General features: G+C 47.1%; 22 protein-coding genes and 1 tRNA gene. 15 read left to right on the top strand and 8 right to left on the bottom strand.

Features of this window, described 5'->3' with window-relative positions:
* Window positions 1-15: 15 nt before the first annotated feature.
* From OZ401_RS01955 to OZ401_RS01900, 12 genes are all read left to right on the top strand, one after another.
* The gene (locus OZ401_RS01955; protein ID WP_341469031.1) at window positions 16-441 is read left to right on the top strand and encodes a DUF2089 domain-containing protein; all 426 of its coding nucleotides are present in this window, start codon (window positions 16-18) and stop codon (window positions 439-441) included.
* Window positions 442-444: 3 nt separating this feature from the next.
* The gene (locus OZ401_RS01950; RefSeq protein ID WP_341469030.1) at window positions 445-1,890 is read left to right on the top strand and encodes a DUF4097 family beta strand repeat-containing protein; all 1,446 of its coding nucleotides are present in this window, start codon (window positions 445-447) and stop codon (window positions 1,888-1,890) included.
* Between the two features lie 24 nt (window positions 1,891-1,914).
* Entirely contained in the window at window positions 1,915-2,100 is a 186-nt protein-coding gene (locus OZ401_RS01945; RefSeq protein ID WP_341469029.1) for a hypothetical protein, read from the top strand.
* A gap of 65 nt (window positions 2,101-2,165) precedes the next feature.
* The gene (locus OZ401_RS01940; RefSeq protein ID WP_341469028.1) at window positions 2,166-2,897 is read left to right on the top strand and encodes an AzlC family ABC transporter permease; all 732 of its coding nucleotides are present in this window, start codon (window positions 2,166-2,168) and stop codon (window positions 2,895-2,897) included.
* On the top strand, window positions 2,881-3,183 hold the full coding sequence (locus tag OZ401_RS01935; protein ID WP_341469027.1) for an AzlD family protein: 303 nt from the start codon (window positions 2,881-2,883) through the stop codon (window positions 3,181-3,183). The genes OZ401_RS01940 and OZ401_RS01935 overlap by 17 nt, the downstream gene beginning before the upstream one ends.
* An 8-nt stretch (window positions 3,184-3,191) precedes the next feature.
* Complete coding sequence (locus tag OZ401_RS01930; RefSeq protein WP_341469026.1) at window positions 3,192-4,304, top strand: aminotransferase class I/II-fold pyridoxal phosphate-dependent enzyme; 1,113 nt, start codon at window positions 3,192-3,194, stop codon at window positions 4,302-4,304.
* A gap of 11 nt (window positions 4,305-4,315) precedes the next feature.
* Window positions 4,316-5,104, top strand: coding sequence for a PhzF family phenazine biosynthesis protein (locus tag OZ401_RS01925; protein ID WP_341469025.1), 789 nt, complete (start codon window positions 4,316-4,318; stop codon window positions 5,102-5,104).
* 271 nt (window positions 5,105-5,375) lie between these two features.
* A complete protein-coding gene (locus OZ401_RS01920) occupies window positions 5,376-6,062 on the top strand; it encodes a lysophospholipid acyltransferase family protein (RefSeq protein ID WP_341469024.1) in 687 nt (228 codons plus the stop codon).
* A 16-nt stretch (window positions 6,063-6,078) separates the two neighbouring features.
* On the top strand, window positions 6,079-6,711 hold the full coding sequence (locus tag OZ401_RS01915; RefSeq protein ID WP_341469023.1) for a CDP-alcohol phosphatidyltransferase family protein: 633 nt from the start codon (window positions 6,079-6,081) through the stop codon (window positions 6,709-6,711).
* Window positions 6,708-7,688, top strand: a complete 981-nt coding sequence (locus OZ401_RS01910) for a phosphatidate cytidylyltransferase (protein ID WP_341469022.1) — start codon at window positions 6,708-6,710, stop codon at window positions 7,686-7,688. Before OZ401_RS01915 ends, OZ401_RS01910 begins: the two co-directional genes overlap by 4 nt.
* Before the next feature lie 31 nt (window positions 7,689-7,719).
* Complete coding sequence (locus tag OZ401_RS01905; RefSeq protein ID WP_341469021.1) at window positions 7,720-8,598, top strand: class I SAM-dependent methyltransferase family protein; 879 nt, start codon at window positions 7,720-7,722, stop codon at window positions 8,596-8,598.
* 179 nt (window positions 8,599-8,777) lie between these two features.
* Window positions 8,778-9,749 carry a quinone oxidoreductase family protein gene (locus OZ401_RS01900; RefSeq protein WP_341469020.1) on the top strand — a complete coding sequence of 324 codons (972 nt, stop codon included), beginning with the start codon at window positions 8,778-8,780 and terminating at the stop codon, window positions 9,747-9,749.
* Window positions 9,750-9,813: 64 nt separating this feature from the next.
* On the opposite strand, the gene OZ401_RS01895 is transcribed toward OZ401_RS01900, so the two are convergent.
* The 4 genes from OZ401_RS01895 to OZ401_RS01880 all read right to left on the bottom strand — a co-directional run bounded on the left by OZ401_RS01895 (window position 9,814) and on the right by OZ401_RS01880 (window position 14,335).
* Window positions 9,814-10,284: a hypothetical protein gene (locus tag OZ401_RS01895; protein ID WP_341469019.1), complete on the bottom strand. Its 471-nt coding sequence runs from the start codon at window positions 10,282-10,284 to the stop codon at window positions 9,814-9,816.
* A 76-nt stretch (window positions 10,285-10,360) separates the two neighbouring features.
* Window positions 10,361-11,293, bottom strand: a complete 933-nt coding sequence (locus OZ401_RS01890; RefSeq protein ID WP_341469018.1) for a toll/interleukin-1 receptor domain-containing protein — start codon at window positions 11,291-11,293, stop codon at window positions 10,361-10,363.
* Window positions 11,294-11,806: 513 nt separating this feature from the next.
* On the bottom strand, window positions 11,807-13,858 hold the full coding sequence (gene pknB, locus OZ401_RS01885) for a Stk1 family PASTA domain-containing Ser/Thr kinase (protein WP_341469017.1): 2,052 nt from the start codon (window positions 13,856-13,858) through the stop codon (window positions 11,807-11,809).
* A gap of 144 nt (window positions 13,859-14,002) precedes the next feature.
* Complete coding sequence (locus OZ401_RS01880) at window positions 14,003-14,335, bottom strand: cupin domain-containing protein (RefSeq protein ID WP_341469016.1); 333 nt, start codon at window positions 14,333-14,335, stop codon at window positions 14,003-14,005.
* 147 nt (window positions 14,336-14,482) lie between these two features.
* Here OZ401_RS01880 and OZ401_RS01875 point away from each other — a divergent pair, with 147 nt between their 5' ends.
* The 3 genes from OZ401_RS01875 (at window position 14,483) to OZ401_RS01865 (ending at window position 17,101) form a co-directional block, all read left to right on the top strand.
* Window positions 14,483-15,544, top strand: a complete 1,062-nt coding sequence (locus tag OZ401_RS01875; RefSeq protein ID WP_341469015.1) for a hypothetical protein — start codon at window positions 14,483-14,485, stop codon at window positions 15,542-15,544.
* Between the two features lie 43 nt (window positions 15,545-15,587).
* A tRNA-Thr gene (locus tag OZ401_RS01870) sits at window positions 15,588-15,660 on the top strand.
* Between the two features lie 25 nt (window positions 15,661-15,685).
* Window positions 15,686-17,101: a peptidase MA family metallohydrolase gene (locus OZ401_RS01865; protein WP_341469014.1), complete on the top strand. Its 1,416-nt coding sequence runs from the start codon at window positions 15,686-15,688 to the stop codon at window positions 17,099-17,101.
* A gap of 42 nt (window positions 17,102-17,143) precedes the next feature.
* On the opposite strand, the gene gmd is transcribed toward OZ401_RS01865, so the two are convergent.
* The 4 genes from gmd to OZ401_RS01845 form a co-directional block, all read right to left on the bottom strand.
* On the bottom strand, window positions 17,144-18,124 hold the full coding sequence (gmd, locus tag OZ401_RS01860; RefSeq protein ID WP_341469013.1) for a GDP-mannose 4,6-dehydratase: 981 nt from the start codon (window positions 18,122-18,124) through the stop codon (window positions 17,144-17,146).
* Window positions 18,125-18,253: 129 nt separating this feature from the next.
* Entirely contained in the window at window positions 18,254-20,236 is a 1,983-nt protein-coding gene (locus tag OZ401_RS01855) for an ATP-dependent DNA helicase (RefSeq protein WP_341469012.1), read from the bottom strand.
* 25 nt (window positions 20,237-20,261) lie between these two features.
* Complete coding sequence (locus OZ401_RS01850; protein ID WP_341469011.1) at window positions 20,262-20,963, bottom strand: DUF4388 domain-containing protein; 702 nt, start codon at window positions 20,961-20,963, stop codon at window positions 20,262-20,264.
* Window positions 20,964-21,145: 182 nt separating this feature from the next.
* The gene (locus OZ401_RS01845) at window positions 21,146-21,937 is read right to left on the bottom strand and encodes an MBL fold metallo-hydrolase (protein WP_341469010.1); all 792 of its coding nucleotides are present in this window, start codon (window positions 21,935-21,937) and stop codon (window positions 21,146-21,148) included.
* Window positions 21,938-22,001 lie beyond the last annotated feature (64 nt).

Genomic DNA, 22,001 nt, shown 5'->3' with positions numbered 1-22,001 from the left:
GTATGGAGACAACCTATGGTAACTTCAAAATGTCATATCAGCGGGCAATGTCCGGTTTGCAACGAGCAAATGCATATCACCCGTCTGGAATGCGAAAATTGCGGCTCCGGCTTGGATGGGAAATTCAGCCTTGGCTCATTCCAGAATCTCAGCCCCGACCAATTGCAATTTCTGGAAGTGTTCATCCGAGCACGCGGTCAAAACAAAGCCATTCAGGAATTACTTAACATCTCTTATCCTACCGTTATTAAAAAACTCGATGAGTTAATTGTTGCGCTTGGCTATGAACCTGTTCCATTACCCGACTCGCGCCGGGAAATTCTCGAAATGCTAAGTCAGGGAAAAATTACGGCGGCGCAGGCTCAACAATTGATGGCAACGCAAAAACTCACCGATAATTCGGATAACCGGGCGGCTGCCCCAAATACTATAGGAGAATAAGCCATGCCGGAATATGAAGAAAAAACATATAGCGATAATAATTCTGAACAAGTCATTTCAATTGACCCTAGCCGTCTGCGCTTTGTAAAAATAGTAGGGCTGGATAGCAATATCCGGGTTAAAGGTACTTCTGAACCGATTATAAGAGTACGCGCCATAAATCAGGATGGCGCTATCTTCCCACCACAGATTGAGCTTGCAAGTGACGGGCGTTCCGTAGAAATATCAACCCGCCCCGATAAAGAATTAAAATTTCGCTTCGATACCAAGTGGAAACAAGGCGAAGACCCCGATGTAGCGCAAGGTTGGTATGGCGGCGATTACGACTCAGGAGGTAATACCGGCGATTGGGCTTTTCGAGATCGCACCGAGCATGAACGCAAGAGAAATGAAGCAAGGCGAGAACGGCATGAGTGGCGGGAAAAAGTCAGGCAAGAGAAGCACCAATCAGGCTGGGAATGGGGTAATTTTGAAGTTGATACCGACGTTTTTACGGGGATTGGTGACTTCATCAATAAAACCATGCAAAGCGTATTTGGCAGACCCATTGAAATATTTGTCGAAATACCGACCCATGTTGAATTAGAGGTCAAGAACGTATCAGGGTCTATCGAAGTTAGCGATATGAGCGGATACTGTAACCTAAAAAGTACCAGCGGGCAATTTACTTTGCGCAACTTGAACGGTGAAGTACAACTAAAAGGGATGAGCGGCAAACTAGAAGCCTACCAATTGACAGGTGGCATAACCGCCAAAATGACCAGCAGTAGTATAAATCTGCTGGACTGTCGCTTGAAAACGATGGAACTTTCCAGTACCAGCGGCAACATTTTTGTAGAAACGGCAGTTGCCGAAGCAAGCGAATCCGATTTTCGAATTAACAATGTAAGTGGCAGCGTACGACTTATGCTGAAACGCAATACCCGCGCCACCATCGAAAGTCGTACGCTCAGCGGAAAAATCCAGATTCAGCCTGAAATTGGTTGGATAGTTAATAAAAATAGACCCGGACAGAGCCAGTCTAAAGTAGATATGAATGGAGGAGGTCGTAAAATTATGATTAATACGGTCAGTGGAAGAATAGATGTAGGTATTTACGATCAGCCCGGAGTACCGATTCCGCCTACTCCGCCACAGCCTCCTCAGCAAAACTGGCCTCCGATTCCGCCGATGCCACCTGTGCCGCCGATGCCACCTTTTGCTAGAACAGAATTCATGCCAAAAGCAGAGCAAAAAAGTGAGGCTGACTCTGGTAATGCTTCGGTAAATTGGCCTCCCGCTACACCGGGCGTACAAGTAGAAGAAGGTTTGGGAAACGCTAAAACTGATTCTCCTGCGCCAAAAGTCGCAAAGAAATTTACCCAGCTTGAAATTCTACAAGCGATTGAACGGGGCGAAATGACGGTTGAAGAGGGTATGGCGCGTCTGGCAGAGTTGGAAAATAATTAGAGCGAGGAACAGGAGTTAAAGTAAATGGGCGAAAACTATGATTTTCTGGTAGCGCAAGCCCGTGAACAAATCGGTTTCTACCAAAAAGAAGCCGAGCAAGAAACGCTCTCCAAACTCGCTATTTCCAGCTTTGCGGCGCAACCTACCCAACCTTTGCGGCGAAAACTCGGCTTGTGGCTGGTACGCTGGGGTAGGCGATTAGCTGGATAATTGTCCTCGTATATATCCGCCAAATGTATCAGGACATGCCCCAAGTCTTTTGCTATACTTGGGGCATGTCTAAACAAACTGTTAGCGAAATTTCTCCTGAAGTAGAACCTGTAACTTATGACATGCGCGGGGTAATCGCCGGAATCAAGCGTACTTTCCCGGTGGGCATAAGTATATTTGCATATGGATTGATTTTCGGAGTCCTATCCGGTCAAGCGGGTTTGCGCCCCTTCGAAGCCCTCTTGATGAGCAGTCTGGTTTACGCCGGGTCGGCTCAATTTGCGGTGCTAGGCATGTGGATTGCGCCCTTACCTGCTGCCAGCATCATTATCACCACTTTGATTATCAACTTGCGCCATGTTTTGATGGGTGCAGCCCTTTATCCTTGGTTCTCCCAATTAAGCCCCCTTAAACGCTACCTCACCGCTTATCTCATGACCGATGAAAGCTGGGCGTTGACTATGGGCGAATACATGAACGGCAGACGTAACGCGGGGTTTTTACTCGGTAGTGGCATCGTTGCGTTTACAGCCTGGAATGGCTCTACCATTGCAGGGCAACTGCTAGGCGGTGTGGTGCAAGACCCGGCAAAATACGGGTTGGATTTTGCCTTTACCGCCGTTTTTATTGCTCTTTTGTTGGGATTATGGCGAGGCAAAGGCGATTTATTGCCGTGGGGAGTAGCGGCACTGGTTGCAATCGTTGTCTCACAGGCATTGCCGGGTAAATGGTACATATTGGCGGGAGGGTTTGCCGGAAGCCTAATGGGAGCATGGACGTATGGACGTAAGTCTTGAAGTATTTCTGATAATTGTAGGTATGGGGTTGGTTACATACGCCACTCGCGGAGGCGGACTCTGGATGATGGGGCGAATAAAACTCTCACCGCGATTTGAGGCTGGTTTGCGCTATGTACCGGGTGCAGTTTTTATTTCAATGATCGCCCCCGCGCTTTTTACAGGCGGTTTGGCGGAATTAGCAGCGGGCATAATCACCGGGGCAATTGCAGTACGCACCCGTAACCTGTTGCTGGCAATGATAATCGGGGTTTTAGCGGTTTGGTTGTTTCGCCAATTTAGATAGGTGAATTTATGAGGATACCGGATTTCAAACTCGAACGCTATTTCGCCGATTGGGAGTTCAAAGCCCCCTATCTGCTCTGTTCTTCTGACCTTGAGTCTATGTCAATAAAAGAGTTGCTGGCTTACGAACCGGGCGCAGCCGAAGAATTTCATGATTTATGGTTAGGTTACACCGAATCTGCGGGTAATCCGGCATTGCGAGCGGGGATAGCTGATATATACCAGCAGATTGAGCCTTCCCAAACGCTGGTATTTAGCGGAGCAGAAGAAGCCATCTTTATTTTCATGCACGCCGCGCTGGAAAAAGGCGACCACCTTATTGTGCATTACCCGGCATACCAGTCGCTCTTTGAGATAGCGGACGCAATCGGCTGTGAGGTTACACACTGGGTAGCACAGGAAGAATCGGGCTGGAATCTGGATTTAGATTTTCTTGAAAGCTCTATTCGCCCGAATACGCGAGCAATCGTAATCAACTGTCCGCACAACCCTACTGGCTACCTAATGAGCCATACCGATTTCGAGCGTCTCATCGAAATAGCGCGTCAGCACAACCTGTTACTATTTTCGGATGAGGTATATCGGTTGCTGGAATACGATGAGCAAAACCGCTTGCCTGCTGCTTGCAACCTCTACGAAAACGCTGTTTCGCTAGGAGTAATGTCCAAAGCCTATGGGCTGGCGGGTTTGCGAATCGGTTGGATAGCCACCCAAAATCGCGAGATATTCAAACAAATCGCCTCTTTCAAGGACTATACCACTATTTGCAATAGCGCACCGAGCGAATTTCTCGCCACGCTTGCCCTGCGACACAGCAAGAAAATTCTAGCGCGAAATCTGGGAATAATTCAGGAGAATTTGCAGTTGCTTGACCGCTTTTTCGAGCAATGGCAGGATTATTTCCAATGGCAAAAACCGCTTGCCGGACCGATTGCCTTTCCCCGCTTGCAAAAAGGCGTGCCAGTGGCAGATTTCTGCCGCAAACTGGTAGAAAAGAAAGGCGTATTGCTGCTACCCGGCACATTGTATTCTGAAAACAACAATAATTTCAGGATTGGTTTTGGACGCAGAAATATGCCCGAAGCATTGCAAAGGCTGGAAGATTTTCTTAGAGAGTTATAGCGAGGATTAATATGGCACAACGCATTGTACAGGTAGATGCTTTTACCGATAAGTCCTTCTCCGGCAATCCCGCCGCCGTGTGTGTATTAGTTGCACCGCGAGATAACGAGTGGATGCAAAATGTAGCACGCGAAATGAACCTGTCCGAAACGGCTTTCCTACTCCCAGAAAGTGACGGTTATCGTCTGCGTTGGTTTACTCCTGCGCTTGAGGTGGAATTGTGCGGACATGCCACCCTTGCCAGTGCGCATGTGCTTTGGCAAGAAGGCTACCTCAAACCGCAAGAGCAAGCTAGATTCTATACCCTTAGCGGCTTGCTCACTGCCAACCTTAAAGGTGAATGGATTGAGCTTAATTTTCCGCTTGAACCTGCCGTTCCGGTTGTAAGTCCGCCTGATTTCGCCACGATTCTCGGCGCTACACCTCTTTTCATAGGGCAAAATCGTATGGATTATATTGTTGAGCTTGAGTCTGAAGAAGCAGTTAGGTTGCTCAAACCCGATATGCCGGCGCTTGCTCGTATCGAAACACGCGGAGTTATAGTAACGGCGCGTGCCTCTAAAAACTATGATTTTGTATCGCGCTTCTTTGCACCCGCTTCCGGCGTAAATGAAGACCCAGTCACAGGGTCGGCGCATTGCTGCCTTGCCCCATACTGGCAAGCAAAGCTCAGCAAAAGTGAATTTATTGCTTATCAGGCTTCCGCACGGGGTGGAGTGGTGCAAGCCATAGTGGACGGCGATAGAACCAGACTACTGGGCAAGGCAATCACCGTTTTGCGCGGCGAACTGGATTGTTAACATATGCAAAGCCGGGTTAACTTCCCGGCTCTTTTTTATTTCTGCTTTTTCATCAGCAGCCCTCTTTCTTTTTGTGACCACTCCCCCATTTCATTCCTGTTTTTCTACAATTAAAAAGTCGTTTTTACGGCTTTGAGCTCAAGTTGGCAGTAAATGGCAGTAATTTTCCAGTTTCAAGCAGTTCAAGACCTGTAAATGACAGGTCTATTAGCGGTATGGTGGTAGTGGAAAGAGAACAAACGACAAGCAACAAAAATAAAGAGGTACAGCGATGAAAACCATAATGATACAAGCTTTTGAGATGATGCAGCCCCACATCGGGGAAGCAATCCGAAAAGTTACCTTCTACCCGGCGATGCGAGTAATCGTTCCAGTGAAGGTATGCGGGGAAGAAAACCTGACCAATTTGGATAGCCCGGTAGTATTCATCGCTAATCACTCCAGCCATTTAGATACACTGTCAATCTTGAAGGCTTTGCCGAACAAGCAAAAGGTACAAACCAAAGTCGCCGCTGCCAGCGATTACTTCTATAGCAGGGGTTGGAAAGGCACGTTGGTCAGCACCTTGTTCAATTGCATCTCATTTTCTCGAAAAGGCGATGGCTGCTTTACCAGCCTGATGAAAACTCAACACCTGTTGAAAGACGGCAAAAACATTTTGATTTTCCCAGAAGGCACGCGAAGCGTTGACGGGCAATTGCACGAATTCAAAAAGGGTGCCGCTCATTTGGTGAAACACAGCGGCGTGGCGGTAGTACCGATACATCTTGAAGGCACGTTTGAAGCAATGCCAAAGGGCGCGCGCTTTCCTCGCCCCCAGCACATCACGGTAACTTTTGGCGAGCCGATGCGCTTTTCCGAGACTGCCAGCACAACAGAAATCAACACCACAATGGAGCAACAATTGCGCCGGATGGCGGGCGCAGAAACAATTGACACTCATAATCGAGCAGCTTAAAAGGCTAGGTATATAAATGTTAAAGCAATTTGGCGGCATTTATTCCATAAAACCGTGGTGGCAAAGGCGTTTGAAAGGCATAGAAGATGCGTTGGTCAAGCGACAGGTTCACCCGGACTATGTAACCCTGAGTGGTGTGGTATTTGCAGGGTTGGCGGGAATAGCCCTTTATTTTTCGGCTCACTGGTCGTGGCTGGCGTTGGTAGTAGCCCCGCTGGTCATTGCCCGGATTGCGGCGAACGCCCTAGATGGATTGGTAGCGCGGCGCACCGGCAAAGCTCGCCCATGGGGTGAGCTTTACAACGAATTCAGTGACCGAGTTGCCGACTTGCTGGTATTGGTTGGGCTGGCTTTGAATCCGCAGGTAATCGTCCCACTGGGATGGGGAGTGCTGGTACTGGTGCTGTTGAACAGCTACCTCGGCACGGCTGCGAAAGCTGCCGGAGGAAAACGGCAGTTTGGCGGGTTACTGGCTAAAGCCGACCGCATGGTTTATCTGGCGCTATTCTCGCCCTTTGTCGCCTTCTTTGGAGCGATTGTCTGGAACTGGCTGCTGGTGGTCTTTGGTATCGGAATACTGATCACTATCGTACAGCGATTTCGTTGGAGCTACCGGGATTTGAACCCGGCAAAGGATGGACAGAAATGAAAGCGGAAATTGTGACAAACCCGCTCGATAACCCGGTTACAATCCCGGTTATAACGGTTCTGACTCTCCTGTTTAGTCTAGGTGGAGTGGCGCTGGCGCTGGTAAGCTTGCGGCAAAAACAGCTTGAAGTAGCCGGCAGTGGAACAATGGCTATCGGACACACTCCCCGACAAGTATTGTGGCAGCGTTATCGCACTTGGCTCATCATCGCCTTCGTTTATGGTGGTGCAGTTCTATTTGGCGCACTAACCACCGCCGCGATGGTAGCTTTCATTATCTGGCAGGGAATCGCCGAATATGCAAAGTTGTTTAACCTGCCGAAAATGCACCAATATCTCGCGGTGGTATGTGGTTGGTTGACGCTGGCGCTGGTGCTGGTCTGTGGTTCTGCTGAAATAGCCATTGCGCCCGCCATCGCTTTCTTCTTCTGGGCATTTGTAGCATTGCTGCCCCTTAAGGATGAGCGTGAGCTTAAAGAGCGTTTTATGGCAGCCTCAAGCGGGTTCTCGGCTTATCTGTACGCCGGATGGTTACCAGCGCATCTGGTAGCGCTCGAAACCGGACAAAGACCCGGCTTAACCCTCGCAATAGGGCTTGGCGTAGCGTTGAGCGATATAGGCGCATTCTGCGGCGGCAAATCGCTGAGAGGCCCAAAACTTTCTCCCAAGCTCAGCCCTAACAAAACGTGGGGCGGAGTAGTCGGTAACTTAATGGGCGCAGGAATTGCAATCGCGCTATTCTCTTTCGCCCTCACCGAAATGGCTTGGTGGTTACTCTTCCTGCTTGCGTTAGGAATTGCAGTCGGTAGTGTATGCGGCGACCTGTTTGAATCATTGCTAAAGCGGCAAAGTGGAGTAAAAGATGCGGGCAATTTCCTTCCCGGCTTCGGGGGGTTGCTCGATCGGATAGACAGTTTGTTATTTGTAGCGCCACTGGTTTTCTACTTATCAAGGTTAGAAACAATCATAGGTCTTTAATCAATAAATTTCAAAAGAAAGAGGCACCAAAATGACAACCCTGAATAATAATGCAGTTAACCAACCAAAAGCGCATGAAATTGAAGTGCGGAAACCGGGGGTTTTTGGGAAAATTAAATGGGCTGTGGTGAAAGCCGGATTCGCAACCTTCGGACGTACCAGCAAAGGCGTTCGCACCGGATACCGTTTCGGCTTCGATAGCGGCAATATGCTTGACTATGTGTATGTAAATAAAGCTCACGGAACATTACTGGTTGGCAAACTGGTAGATCGCTTCTACCTGAATTCAATCGGCTGGAGAGGTATCCGGGCGCGGCGTGTATTGCTGAAACAAATGCTGAAATCTGAAATTGAAAAAAACCGCGCTGATGGAATCAAAACTCGTATTCTCGATGTTGCAGCCGGACCCGGTCGCTACCTTCAGGAATTATTGCAGGAAATCGGCGAAGAGAAGGGCGATGTCGAAGTGTTATGCCGCGACCTCTCGCTGGCAGGGGTTGTGCAGGGCTTACAACAGGCACAGGAAGCCGGGATTAAGCACATCCATTATGAACAGGGCGATGCTTTCAATCCTGCGCCTACAAATGCCACGCTTGGGTCTGCGCCTAATGTAATCGTAGTTTCAGGACTGTACGAATTGATGCTTGAGGATGAAATCATTCGCACATCGCTCAAAACCTTGCACAAATTTCTCACTCCTGGCGGGGCAATCTTTTACACCGCTCAGAATCGCCACCCGCAACTTGAATTTATCGCCAACGTATTACCAAACCGGGATGGGATACCCTGGGTAATGCGCTGCCGCTCGGTTGAAGCGATGGATTTATGGGGGCGAGAAGCCGGATTCAAACAGGTCGAAAGCAGAATTGAGGAAGTCGGTCTGTTTTCGGTAACAACCGGGCGCAAATGAACAATATCTGACGTTAATCACGTCCATTCCACATCACTCATCCCCTGTGAATAGTCACGCACAGGGGATTTATTATTTTGTGAGCTGCATATAGCTCAGCGTGATAGTATAATTCCAGCGTAGCTTTTTTTAGATATATTGCTCAAATCTACCTACAATAAAGCCTCAAAGGAGGAATCATGTACGCGATTCAAATAGAAACATTTGGGGGACCTGAAGTTTTAAACTATAAAGCAGTACCTAATCCTACTCCCAAAGCCGGAGAAGCGCTTATCAAGCTTGCTGCCAGCGGCATAAACTTTATAGATGTATATCACCGCACCGGGCGTTATCCCAATAATCTGCCCCTTATACCCGGTCAGGAAGGCGCGGGCGTGGTAGAAGCAGTTGGAGAGGGAGTTACCGAATTTAAAGTCGGTGACCGGGTAGCTTACACCAATGTTCCCGGTAGCTATGCCGAATATGCGGCTGTACCCGCTTCAAAACTGGTTCCGGTTCCTACCGGAATGGATTTTCGCTACGCTGCGGCAGCAATGTTGCAAGGGATGACAGCGCACTACCTCTGCCACACCACCTATCCAGTTAAAGAGGGGGATAGTGTGCTGGTGCATGCTGGAGCAGGTGGAGTCGGTCTGTTATTAATCCAGATGTGTAAAATGCTAGGAGCGCAGGTATTTACCACCGTATCGACCGAAGAAAAGGCGGTTCTGGCTAAAGAAGCAGGCGCAGACGAAGTTATCCTTTACAATTCACAGGATTTTGAAGCTGAAATTAAGCGGTTGACCGGAGGAGTAGGGGTAGAAGTTGTTTACGATGCAGTGGGAAAAACCACCTTTGACAAAAGCCTTAACTCGCTCAAACAATTTGGTTATCTGGTTCTATACGGTGCATCCAGTGGCGCTGTACCCCCAATAGACCCCATCATCCTGATGCGCGGTTCGTATTTCCTGACTCGCCCTACGTTGGGACACTATATCGCCGATAGAACTGTGCTGCTTTCCCGCGCCGGAGATGTACTGAATTGGACACAGGCGGGTAAATTAAAGCTGCGGGTAGAGCATACCTACCCACTATCACAAGCAGCACAAGCACATATTGATTTGGAAGGACGCGCCACTACCGGAAAACTGGTGCTGATACCGGGCAGCTAATAACCAGTAAACTTTTAAAATATCCCTTGCAGATTGAGATAGCATAGGGGTGTTTTAATTTCTTTTATTCTTCGTAGCCGGGAATAGTTTTGAGGTCGCTATAAAATATATCCTTATCATCCTGTTCGGCTATTTTTTTCCCGGCTTCTTTTGCCAGATTGAGGTTAAGCCCCAATTTATCCTTGTGACCGAGTAAGGCATAGGCACGGGCTAAAGCTTCGTAAGCGTAGGCAAGGTCAAAGTCTCCATAGCCATTTTCAAGACAAATTGCGAGAGATTTGTGAGCGTGCAAAAGTGCCGGATCAGGTTGCAATAGCACCGTGTACACCCTCGACAATAACCACTCGCCTCTGGCAAATTCTAGGGGAGTGCCGATTTCACCCCAGTGAAAACGCGAGGCAAAAGCCGTATGCAACATCCGGTCGTCATCGGCTTCGCTGCGTTCTTTTTGTTCCATTAGCGACCAAGTAAGATTAAAGCAAGCTACTGCAAATTTACGGTGCTGTTTTCGTTCCAAATCTTGTTCTTGGGACATGCCTACTACCTCTTCTAAAAATACCCCCCTCTAGACGAGGAGGGTATTAACTATAGCTTCAACCGACAGAAAAGTGTTAGGGCTTTTTAACTGCCAGTATCACTTTTGCGCCTTTTTCCAGTTTAATACCGGCAGGAGGATCCATACCGAATACATCGCCTTCTTTTAGGGTGTTCCAAGTATCAATCGCCACTTGATCGCCGGGGAATCGGCGTTTAATATCGTCCAAATTCCACTGCATTACATCAACTGTAAACCCGGCATCTACCAACTGCTTGGTAGCATCGGCTTGTTTCTTGCCGATAAGACCGCTTGGAATCGTCACCACTATTTTAGGTGTGGGGCTAACAGTAGAGGTAGGTGGTACAAACGTGGCAGTGGCATCTAGTTTCGAGTTAGAGTTCGCCCAAACTGTTGCTATTAGCAGTCCCATTACTAGCACAAACGCTACTGCCAGCACACCCCCTCCAATCAGCCAGTTAGAAGGTTTCAGATTTAATAGGAAAGTTTTTTTTTCGGGACTTATCTGGCGGTAAGCTTGAACAGGAAGATATTGAGTAGTAGGGTGTTGCGCTAATTCTACCCCCATTTGCAGGGCGCGTACTTGCAACGCTTTAATTAACTTCTCATACGCACCCACTTCATAGTAATTTACCCAATGCCACTCTCGCAAGCGGCGCGGTATCATGCACTCCGCTAGCTTGAGAGGGATGATAAAAATTCGGTCTTCCGGCATATAATCAGCCTGATCCAAAGCAATTTTAATCTCATACTGGACAAAGCCTTCTTTGTTGATTGATTCGGGTGAAAGGCACACCAGAATTACGTGGCTCTGCTCCACAGCCTTTTCGATTTCATCACGCCACCGCTGACCCGGTAATAATTTTTCTTTATCCAGCCAGATATCTAACCAGTTTTCAGCTTTGAGACGATTGTATAGCGTGTGCACCATCTTTTTATCGCCAGAGGAGTGGCAAAGAAAGACTTGCAGTTTGGTGGGTGTGGGCATTAGAGATTACCCTCAATTTTAGATACCACAATATAACTTAACAAAGGATAAGCCTTGCTAAACTGCTAGAGTATTATAATGGGAATACAAGGATGGGACAAGCTTATACTTAATACATTGTAGAGCGCCGACAATATTTTTTACATAAGAAAATCTCGACTCACACTTGCTTTTAAAACAATTTTATTTCATCCACATCCGATTTAATACGTAACTCAGGCTGACGGCAAGCCAGCACAATTGATATTATGAGACGTGAGTATCATTATTTTTTCTAGTAATATAAGCTATTTCCTTGAGATGAGATGTCCTAACACTATGGCAAGGGATTTGTTATTGTTAACTTTAAGCGCGTGGTGGGAAGTTGACAGTGGTGTAAGGTCTGGAGACAACAGAGGGAATGTTTAGTTAGAAGTAGTGTTGTTGCCTGACTGGATTAACCACAATAGTGATAAAAATACCCCCCTCTAGACGAGGAGGGTATTAACTATAGCTTCAACCGACAGAAAAGTGTTAGGGCTTTTTAACTGCCAATGTTACTTTTGCGCCTTTGTCCAGCTTAGTACCGGCAGGCGGATTTATACCAAGCACATCGCCTTCTTTAAGAGTGTTCCAAGTATCAATCGCGACCTGATCGCCGGGGAATTGGCGTTTAATATCGTCTAGATTCCACTGTACGACATCAACTATAAAACCAGCATCTACCAACTGCTTGGTAGCATCGGCTTGTTTCTTGCCAATCAGACCGCTTGGAACCGTTACCACCACTTTAGGAGTGGGACTAACAACAGGTGTAGGTGGCACAGGTGTGGCAGTGGGCGGTACAGGCGTGGCAGTAGGTAACGGGCCGCTACTGACAAAGATTTTGATAACAGTGCTGCGCGGCACTTTTACTCCCGGACCGCCTTCAGGGTCGGTCTTGATTACCGCACCGGGACCAATCGAATCGCTAGGTTGGTCAACCCGTTGTGTTTTCAAACCAAGATTTTCAATAGCTTCTTTGGTTTTGTCAAAAGGCGTATTAATAAAACGCTGCGGCAGTTCCACCGCATCTACCCCCTGACTAATTACAAGGTCTATTTTTGCACCCTTATCAACCTGCGCTTTAGGCGCAATCGATTGGCTTATTATCTTTCCACCATCAACCTTATCATCAAACTGGGTTTTGGTAGTGCCGAGTTGTAAACCGACAGCCTTGAGCGCAGTTTCTGCCTCATCCAGCGTTTTATTTCTGACATCCGGCATAACTATTTTTGCTGCCGGTCCCAATGTAGCGGTAGGCAATACTGGCGTGGCGGTTGGGGAGGGTTTGGTTAGGGGCGGTAAGAGAAATACAAAGAACAATACCACCAATCCGGCTAACATCACCATTAGCAAGCCACCCACTACCCAAGGTACGCAACCTGATCCACGCTTAGGAGAAGTCTCTTCATCATATCGGTCTTCGGTCGATATAGACCGTGAAGATTGGGAATTATATCTGCGCGCCAAATCTGCCTGATTATCAATATAATTATTGGGTGGGTAATTGCCCTGCCCGGCAGTAGGACGGCGGCGGAATTCCTGATTAGGATCATAACCGCTACCTTGCGCGTAAGCCGAATAAGCCTCTGGGTCTGAAGGACGGCGTATTGGAGGCTTGGGCGGGGTTGGCGAAGCAAAATCTTCTTCTACCCTTGCGGTGGGAGGTCGGTTACTTGGCGAACCGGGAGCACGTGGCACTGCCATTGTACCCATCTCGCTTGCTTGCGCAAATTCCTTGAGCGCCTGCGTAAAAGCAGTAGCCGATTGGTAACGAGCAGTGGGGTTCTTTGCCAGAGATTTCAGCACAAGTTGCTCAAGCGGCACCGGAATATTAGGGTTGAAGCGGCGCGGCGAAGGAGGGGGTTCTTCAATATGCTTTAGAGCCAACGCTACCGGGCTATCGCTTTCAAATGGAATGCGCCCGGTTAACATCTCATATAAGACAACCCCGATTGAATACAAATCGCTTTGAGCCATTGCAGGCTTACCCTGTGCTTGCTCCGGCGAGAAATAATGCACCGTACCGAGAGTAAAACCCGTTTGGGTTAACGTAACATCACCGAGACCTTTAGCAATACCAAAATCTGTAACTTTTATATCAAAGTCAGTAGTCAGCAGTATATTTTGAGGCTTAATATCGCGATGAATCAGTCCTTTGGAATGGGCGTAGCCGATTGCATTGCTGATTTTAATGGCAAATTCAACCGCTTGATTAACCGGCAAAGGTGAGGTACTGGTTATATAATCTTTAAGGCTCACTCCCTCGATATATTCCATTACGATGTAATGGAAATTACCATCTTCGCCTACGTCATATACGCTTACGATATTAGGATGGCTCAAAGAAGCGGCAGATTGGGCTTCACGGTTGAACCGAGATAAAAATTGTTGATCGCTGGAAAAGGTTTCTCTTAAAACTTTAACAGCAACTGTACGGTTGAGCTTATGGTCAAGCGCCTTGAAAACAACCGCCATGCCGCCATCACCAATTTTGGCTACCAATTCATAACGATTATTAAGGGTTCTTTGAGCCTGCGTCATGAGGTGTATCCTCTTTCAGCCTGATAATTTGTTTAGCTAAATACAACGTCATTATACTATGTTTGAGGGAGAACAGAAAAAATACCCTCCAAAATAACTACCCAACCATGTATATAACGCAACGAAGCGGGTTTGAGTTCCGAACTACTGGCGCGGGTAATCACCCGACAGGAAAACCAGTATTACCAGACGCTCATCGCTATCGTTAAAGACCCCGTGTGGTAGCGGGGGCGGAACTGCTACACTATCATTTATTCCCAAAATATAATCTGTACCGTCAACCACGACTCGCCCCTGTCCCTCTAACACGATATAGATTTTATCGGCGTTTTCATGATTGTGCATTTTCTGAAATTGCCCCGGTTCGAAACAATATACATCACAAAAGCCGCGTTGGCTGGCATATATTCCCACTTTTTGAAGCTTTTCTTCACTCCAACGACGTGCTTCCGCAATATTTTTTATTTCTATAGACATCTTAATAATTTATCCTTATTTATGTCAAGTGATCTTCAGCACAAATCTAATTGATTATAGCATAGCTCAAGCCCGGTTCAGCCTGTGGTATAATTAGCGCAAAAGAGAAGCAAGAATTTCTATTATCGCCTGGAAAGGTTGGTAGCTGTGTCCTTTAAGCAGAACCGGCGGTATGTAGCACATGGGCGCATGCCTCAGAAACGCACCGGGAATAGTGGTCTTTATAGCATTAACGTAAAAGAAGATGGATATTTTATCGATTTTACCGAGCATGCACTGATAATGCGGGAAGGGGCGCGCACCAGCCGCGACCTTGAACTACCATATTATTACATCAACAAAGCTTATTTCAATACTAAAAGAATGATAGAGTCGGTGGGCTTCTCAGATGAAGGCGAACACCTCGAACTATATGTCCAGTATGCGCGCTTGCCTTTCCTTGATCCGCGCTCTTTAGAATCCTTGCAAAAGGAAGTAATTTCCCGCAAGGAAAAAGCAATAGTCGAGTTGGTAGAAAAACGCGACCAACAAGCTATGTATGATTTAATGCTGTATGAGCTTTGCGACCAACCAATTACCTATCTGAATTATTCACCTGAAACTCGCCGTTTTCAGATTAAAGCCAGAGCGCCTTTTCCGCCGATCATAAGCGCCACTAATAGCACCCAAAAAAAGTTACAGGCAAATTTCAAGGATTACGAAGACCAATTATGCTCACAAGCGGCTTTGTACCTTGTCAAAGCTGCCGAAATGTTGCCCGGAATTGATACGCTGGAAGTAGTGCTGGTTCGGATGGATCATGATCCTGTTGAGGGTGTAAACCTTGTACCTTTAGATACACATACACGCCCTAGCGGACTGCGCAAATTCGGTCTAAGGGAAGATTCAACCCCCTTTGAAACTGAAAAAGACCGGAAAAAACGCGAAAAAGAAGAAAAGAAGCTAGAAAAGCAACGGAAAAAAGAAGATCCCGGTGAATTTGCGATGAACCAACGCGAACCAAGTGATGAACTTTTCGATGGAACTCTTGGCTATGAATCGGTATTGCTGTCAGCGCAAGTACCACGTCAGGAATTTGCCAGTCTTATCCGTAGCAAAGTCAGTTATTCCGCCCGCAATGCGCTAGAACAATTTCGATTGCGCCTGAACGGTGACGAAGAACAGTGTGCCTTTGCCCCGGTAGAGCCATTTTTTGTAGTACCCAGATAATCATATTGACAGTTCTTATAAACTTTAATATAGTAATTGTCGCGCCGACTTAGCTTAGCTGGTAGAGCAGCCGATTCGTAATCGGCAGGTCATCGGTTCGATTCCGATAGTCGGCTTAGTGGTAATGCGGCACTATCTATAATGAAAACAATGCGATTTGTTATCTATTTATTAGCAGCAATGGCTGGGCTGCTATTTTTTATCCCTATTCAGGCACAAGCCGATTCGCAAGTATTCCCAACTGAAATAAATATAACGCTCAACCGCGCTACACCCAATTTTCCCGATAATGTTAGCTTCGAATTTAATGCCACTAATAACAGCCTACTGCATTTTTCCAAGATAGAGTTAAATTACAAACTGCAAGGTGAGGTTGCCATTAAAAGTCGCAGCCAAAATCTCAATCCAGATACATCCTTGATTTCAGCCAGTTACATTCTTGATACCCAGAAAGAATTTATCCCGCCCGGAGTGCATATTCGCTATTATTGGACACTCTACACCCAAGCGAATGATCGCTATGATAGTCCTGCACAAGAATTCATTGTCAACGATGAACGCTTTCCATTCAAAGAATTGAGCAGCGGCTTTATAACCATACGCTGGTATGAAGGTAGTGACGCATTTGGTCAGGCTATCCTGAATAAAGTCAAAGCCACCGCGAATAAGCTTTCCAGCCAGTATGGCATCAAGGCTAACAGTTCCATCAATATACATGTCTATCCTGACCAGCGTACCCTTTACACTGCGCTACCGCCCAATTCTGAAGAATTTGTTGGTGGGCAAGCCTATGTAAAATATGGGGCAATCTCCCTGCTCATTCCACCCGGTGATGATAAAGAAATTGGGCGCAGCGTGCCGCATGAAATCAGCCACCTGATTGTATATCAGGCAACCTCAAACCCTTATAACGGCATACCCTTGTGGTTGGACGAGGGATTGGCAGTGTATAACCAAGATGAGGTGGAGGGCTTTCTGATCGAATCTTTTCAGCGAGGAGTGGATAAACGCACCTTACAACCGCTTCGTACTATCAGCGGGCGATTTCCCAACGACCCTGTATTATTTTACCAGTCGTATGGAGAGAGCGTAAATGTAGTGAAATATATCGTGGAAAAATATGGTGAGGCTAAACTGGGGCAATTGCTGGTTGCCTTCAAAAACGGCGTTAGCTACGATGAAGCGCTTGTCTCGGTATTGGGCATAACTACCGATGAGCTAGATCGCCAATGGAAGCTCTCACTCGGTTATCCCGTTTCCGATGTAGTAGCAATTGCAGCCACGCCAACGCCGACCATTGCGCAACCTTCTCCCCTTCCGCTTACAACCGTAGCCGCTGTTGTTTTACCCACCAGCAGCAATATCGGCAATCCCACAGTAGGATTCTTGCCGGATATTCCCAAAGGCAGCCCTACCTCCAATTCGTCCATCAGCGTTATTTCTGCAAATCCAGAGACAAACAACGCCTTGTTAATTGTTCTGGCATCCACAGGTATCACCGCTGCTCTAATCACAATCACTTTGAGCGTTGTGCTGGTAATCCGTAGAAAGCAATAAAAAAGGTGGCTTTCGCCACCCTCGCTTTTTATTTATACCCCGTTAGGCTTTGCCTAATGTGTTTTTGTATAGCGCAATATCGGCTTCGACCATCATTTTCGCCAGACCTTCGAAAGTGACCGTAGGCTTCCAACCCAATTTCGCATAAGCTTTAGAAGGATCACCTACCAACAAATCAACTTCGGCAGGACGTATAAATTTCTGATTGATATCCACATAATCTTCCCAATTCGGCATGCCGGCATGCTTGAAAGCGAGTTCTACAAATTCCCGCACTGAATGGGTTTCGCCGGTAGCAATTACGTAATCATCAGGCTCGTCTTGCTGTAGCATCAACCACATTGCCTTAACGTAATCTCCTGCAAATCCCCAGTCCCTCCGCGACTCCAAATTACCTAGATATAATTTCTTATCCAATCCCATCTTGATACGCGCCACACCGTTGGTAATCTTTCTGGTTACGAACTCAAGACCGCGCCTTGGCGATTCATGATTGAATAGGATGCCGCTCACAGCGAACATATCGTAACTCTCGCGGTAGTTAACGGTGATCCAATGCCCATAAACCTTGCTCACACCATAGGGCGAGCGAGGGTAAAAGGGGGTGCTTTCTTTTTGCGGCACTTCCACCACTTTGCCAAACATTTCGCTGCTGCTGGCTTGGTAGAAACGCACAGGCTTATCCGAAAAGCGACAAGCTTCCAGCATTTTGGTTACGCCAATGGCGGTATATTCCCCGGTTAGAACCGGTTGTTGCCAGCTTGTAGGCACAAATGATTGAGCAGCAAGGTTATAAACCTCATCGGGTTGGGAAGTTTTAATCGCGCTTATAAGGGAGAGTTGATCCAACAAATCCCCATCCAGAAACTCTACCTGATTCATTAGATGCTGGATACGCTCATCAATGATAATACTGGTACGGCGCAACAATCCGTAAACCTTATAACCTTTTTCGAGCAGAAACTCTGCCAGATAACTACCATCCTGCCCGGTAATACCGGTAATCAAAGCAGTTTTCGTCAAAACACCTTCCTCCGTTGCATTTTACTTTCGGTTTAACAGTGGGTTAAATAATAACAGTAATGTCACAAAAATGCCAACCTGTATTAAAATCGGTTGGGAGATTGCGTTAGTTTTAGCATGGAATTGTGCTTAATCAAAAGATTCGAGGAAGGGGTGCAAGTCTTTAATTGAACCCAACACCGGGATACTAGCCGGGAGGCTCTTGATAAAGCGTGCGCCATAACGCTGTCGCACAATGCGATCATCACAGACTACTATCACGCCCCGGTCGTCTTCCTGTCGCATCAGCCGACCTGCCCCTTGCCGGAAAGTGATAATTGCCATCGGCAACATAAATTCGTTAAAGCTGCTACCACCCCGTGCTTCAATATCCTGATTACGGGCGTTGATAATCGGGTCATTTAATTGGGGGAAGGGCAATTTATCTATAATCAGAAGTCGCATACCGGGTAAATCTACCCCCTGCCACCAACTGCGAGTGCCGAATATAACCCCATTATGAGTATCCTGAAAATTCGAGATTATACGCTGCATTTGCGACTCCCCTTGTCGGAAAAGGGGGCGTTGCGGATTCAAGCGGAACTCTTCATGGTCATTCAGCCTTCGCCAAACATAGTCCAAAGCGGCATAACTGGTAAACAACACCAGTATTCGTCCGTCTGAAACGGAGTTAATCAGTTGGGTTATTTGCTCTGTCAGCGTGGCATAGGTTTTGCCACCGTTTGCAGCATTATTTTCAGTGCGTGGGAAAAACAGCCGAACTCTCCCTGCATAATCAAAAGGACTGGGTACAATCAAAGTATCGGCATTGCGTATTCCTACCCGCTTCTTGAAAAAATCGAAATTCTGCCCGTCTGAAAGCGTGGCGCTGGTTACAATAACCGTATTCTCATCGAACCACTTTTCAAGATAGCCACTTACATCAATCGGCATGGCATTGATGGCATAGGCAGCGGCATCAGGGCGGCGGCGGGCTTCAACCGGACTATAGCTGAGCCTTTCGGCGTAATACACCAAGTTAGGGTCGCCGATAGCGCAGATTTTCTCCAGCCGTTCCGCCAGTGATAGCCCTTGCTTCGCCATACGCTGCAAACGCGCCCCTTCCTCATCAGTTTTGGGCGGTACGGCTCTGATTAAAGCCGCTAGGCTCTTGATATCCTCTGCTAAGGCTAACCCGGATGGAACTTCGGTTTTTAGCAACCGCTTGTTTTCATCTTCATTTCCACCCGAACTCTTAAAACGAGTTTGCTCGGCGGGTAAATTCCAAAGCTGTATAATTGCCTGCTGCAAACGGTCGTAGTTAGTACGGGCAGTTTCAATGCGGGCGCTGGCTATTTTGGTGGCAGTTTTTACCGCATCACTATTTAGAAAGCGGCGACAAGCGCCCAGCGTTACGGTTAAGCCATTCGCTTTGGTGGCGTTGTCCTCAAAATTATGACCTTCGTCAATTACATAGAAAGCATATTGACCCGGAATAATCATGCCCTCGCTCTGAATATCGAGAGTAAGCAAAGAATGATTGGTTATAACCACATCGGCTTCTTCGGCTTCTTCGCGTACTTTGAAAGCGTAGCAACGGCTGAATTGAGGGCACTTTTTGCCGAGGCAATCATCGCTGGTAGCGCTCAGCAACGCTTTGGTTTCAGGTGGTACATCAAAGGGAAGTTCTTCAAAATCACCGTTAAACTCAAGCCCGGCGGCAGCGGCGTAGCGAATAACTTTGGCAGCAACCGGGTCAACCGCGATTTTGCCCTGTTCTTCATCGGCGCTATGCCAGCAAAAATAATTGCTTAAACCCTTGAGAGTGACCCACTTGAGCGGACGTTTACCCTCTTCTTTAAGCAATTGAGCTACAACCGGCACATCTTTTTTGGAAATCTGATCTTGCAGAGGTTTATGGCTGGTGGCAATTAGAGCGCGAGCGCCATTTTCAGATACCGCCATAAGCGCAGGCAGGAGATACGCCATAGATTTACCGACCCCGGTACCACCTTCTACCACAAGGCTCTTACCCGCTTCAATCGCCGCCCCGGTTGCAACAGCCATTTGTTGTTGTCCGGTTCGCTGACGATAATTGGACAGGTAGCGGGATAATTTTTCGAGTAAGCGCATAATGCGCTCTTCATTCACGTCTGAATTACCTTTGCTGGGGCGAATACACCCTTAACATTCTGCCGCGCACCAATTGGGTTGCGGTATCCACGAAAACTTCAAGGTTCATCCCGGTTAGTTCCGCCATTTCGGCTACAGTGCGCGGACCTGAAACGAGATGCCGCAAAATCCCCCAGTGTTGAGGCAGAATGGTAACATCATTATCTGAATCCTGATTCACCCCTAGAATATAATCGGGACCGGGAATTTCACGGGTGAATTTGCTTCGAGGCTGCGAAGTTATTGGCTCGGACTTTAAGGAAGCAATTACAGGTGGGGCTTGTTGTGGGTTGGGCTTCTGGGTTTGCGGTTGAGGCGGCAGTTGTTGCGGCGCAATCGGCGTAGCTTGAGCCAGTTTTGTAGCTTTTTGCTCTTCCATATAAACCGCAGAACGCACCTGTAATACCGGCAGTGAAATATTGATCGTGCGGGTTTCTACCGGCAACAAATCAAAAGAAAAGAAGCCTTCTTCCCAACCAAAGAGTGGTAATAAAGCATTTAAGCCCCGCTCGGTTTCTGACCAAGCATCTACTACCTCACCATCCTTAATCAAAATCTGGGCATAGCGATCATACTGGGCTAGTGTTAGATGTCCAGTAACTTTTTGCAGGTTTAATGCGGATAATATTGTATTAAGGGTGAATACTTGCAACTGCCCGTATAGAGCTGTTGAGCGCCCTGAAGCCATTATCTTCCTCTTTACCCCATACCTGATTGGACAAATTTGGATAAAAAGCTTTTACCCAAAAGTAGCGTAGATTACCAAATAAGATTATAGCACTAATGAACTAAAGGGTAAAGAATAATTGTTACCCTATAAATAGATCCAAACAATTATTAAAGGTTCATTTTTGACCTAAATATAAGGTTTTAAAGTTCTAGAGACTCCATGTCGCGTGGTAAATAAACCAGTTTCTTATGCCCGTTACCTAAAGGACCTATTTCTTGCAATACTTCGAAATGCGGGCAGGCTGTAACATCGGAGTGATGTATAAGAAGGGTATTTTGAGCGTCGATTGAGCGGGCTAAATCGCGATATTGGTTTGAATTAAGGTGTAGGGTTATTTCAGCAAGACCATCGTCTTCACTGCAAAAAGTACATTCCATCAACAAATAGTTCGCGCCACTGGCAAACTCGACCAGTTGCTTGCAAGGCGCAGTATCGCTGCTGTAAACGAAAATCTTGCCATCTGGAAAGGTAATTTTGGTAGCCACGCTTGGTACAGCATGAACCATTGGAGAGGTGCGTATCGTAAAATTTATATTTTGTAAAACTAGTTCGTTTTCGAAACCTTCCAAAGAATGAAGCTCGATTGGGAATTGCCGAACCGGGCGCGAACGCAAATCCCAAAGGTCAAGCAGAGTCTCAACCGCTTTCATTGCCGAGGGCAGCGCATATATGTGCAAAGGCAATTCACGCCCTTCTACCCACAAACATTCTACCAACGAGGGCAGCGCATATATATGGTCAATATGGTGGTGGGTAATCAGAATATGCTCAAGGCGGTCACGCTCTACTCCCAACTTCAACAACTTACGATAAGGAGTACCGCTGCAATCAATCATTAGATAAGAGCCATTGGATTCTATTAATAATGAGGTGTTATCTTGGGTTTCAGAGGGGAGCGCAGAACCTGTACCTAGAAAAATGACTCTGCCCATATCCTAACCTAGCCTTTCTAGCAGATGTCTCTCTTTATTTATTCAGAGCCTGCAACGGCAAACA

It is taken from the genome of Candidatus Chlorohelix allophototropha (assembly GCF_030389965.1).
GTDB lineage: Bacteria > Chloroflexota > Chloroflexia > Chloroheliales > Chloroheliaceae > Chlorohelix > Chlorohelix allophototropha.
This window is presented reverse-complemented; position numbering and strand designations above follow the sequence as displayed.

Excerpts from the sequence above, each read along its gene's own strand:
- OZ401_RS01940 (WP_341469028.1), top strand. The coding sequence starts at position 2,166 with ATGTCTAAACAAACTGTTAGCGAAATTTCTCCTGAAGTAGAACCTGTA.
- OZ401_RS01910 (WP_341469022.1), top strand. The coding sequence starts at position 6,708 with ATGAAAGCGGAAATTGTGACAAACCCGCTCGATAACCCGGTTACAATC.
- OZ401_RS01845 (WP_341469010.1), bottom strand. The coding sequence starts at position 21,937 with ATGGGCAGAGTCATTTTTCTAGGTACAGGTTCTGCGCTCCCCTCTGAA.
- OZ401_RS01905 (WP_341469021.1), top strand. The coding sequence starts at position 7,720 with ATGACAACCCTGAATAATAATGCAGTTAACCAACCAAAAGCGCATGAA.
- pknB (WP_341469017.1), bottom strand. The coding sequence starts at position 13,858 with ATGACGCAGGCTCAAAGAACCCTTAATAATCGTTATGAATTGGTAGCC.
- OZ401_RS01850 (WP_341469011.1), bottom strand. The coding sequence starts at position 20,963 with ATGGCTTCAGGGCGCTCAACAGCTCTATACGGGCAGTTGCAAGTATTC.
- OZ401_RS01855 (WP_341469012.1), bottom strand. The coding sequence starts at position 20,236 with ATGCGCTTACTCGAAAAATTATCCCGCTACCTGTCCAATTATCGTCAG.
- OZ401_RS01935 (WP_341469027.1), top strand. The coding sequence starts at position 2,881 with ATGGACGTAAGTCTTGAAGTATTTCTGATAATTGTAGGTATGGGGTTG.
- OZ401_RS01950 (WP_341469030.1), top strand. The coding sequence starts at position 445 with ATGCCGGAATATGAAGAAAAAACATATAGCGATAATAATTCTGAACAA.
- OZ401_RS01890 (WP_341469018.1), bottom strand. The coding sequence starts at position 11,293 with ATGCCCACACCCACCAAACTGCAAGTCTTTCTTTGCCACTCCTCTGGC.
- OZ401_RS01945 (WP_341469029.1), top strand. The coding sequence starts at position 1,915 with ATGGGCGAAAACTATGATTTTCTGGTAGCGCAAGCCCGTGAACAAATC.
- OZ401_RS01920 (WP_341469024.1), top strand. The coding sequence starts at position 5,376 with ATGAAAACCATAATGATACAAGCTTTTGAGATGATGCAGCCCCACATC.
- OZ401_RS01955 (WP_341469031.1), top strand. The coding sequence starts at position 16 with ATGGTAACTTCAAAATGTCATATCAGCGGGCAATGTCCGGTTTGCAAC.
- OZ401_RS01880 (WP_341469016.1), bottom strand. The coding sequence starts at position 14,335 with ATGTCTATAGAAATAAAAAATATTGCGGAAGCACGTCGTTGGAGTGAA.
- OZ401_RS01925 (WP_341469025.1), top strand. The coding sequence starts at position 4,316 with ATGGCACAACGCATTGTACAGGTAGATGCTTTTACCGATAAGTCCTTC.
- OZ401_RS01865 (WP_341469014.1), top strand. The coding sequence starts at position 15,686 with ATGAAAACAATGCGATTTGTTATCTATTTATTAGCAGCAATGGCTGGG.
- OZ401_RS01895 (WP_341469019.1), bottom strand. The coding sequence starts at position 10,284 with ATGTCCCAAGAACAAGATTTGGAACGAAAACAGCACCGTAAATTTGCA.
- OZ401_RS01930 (WP_341469026.1), top strand. The coding sequence starts at position 3,192 with ATGAGGATACCGGATTTCAAACTCGAACGCTATTTCGCCGATTGGGAG.
- OZ401_RS01915 (WP_341469023.1), top strand. The coding sequence starts at position 6,079 with ATGTTAAAGCAATTTGGCGGCATTTATTCCATAAAACCGTGGTGGCAA.
- OZ401_RS01900 (WP_341469020.1), top strand. The coding sequence starts at position 8,778 with ATGTACGCGATTCAAATAGAAACATTTGGGGGACCTGAAGTTTTAAAC.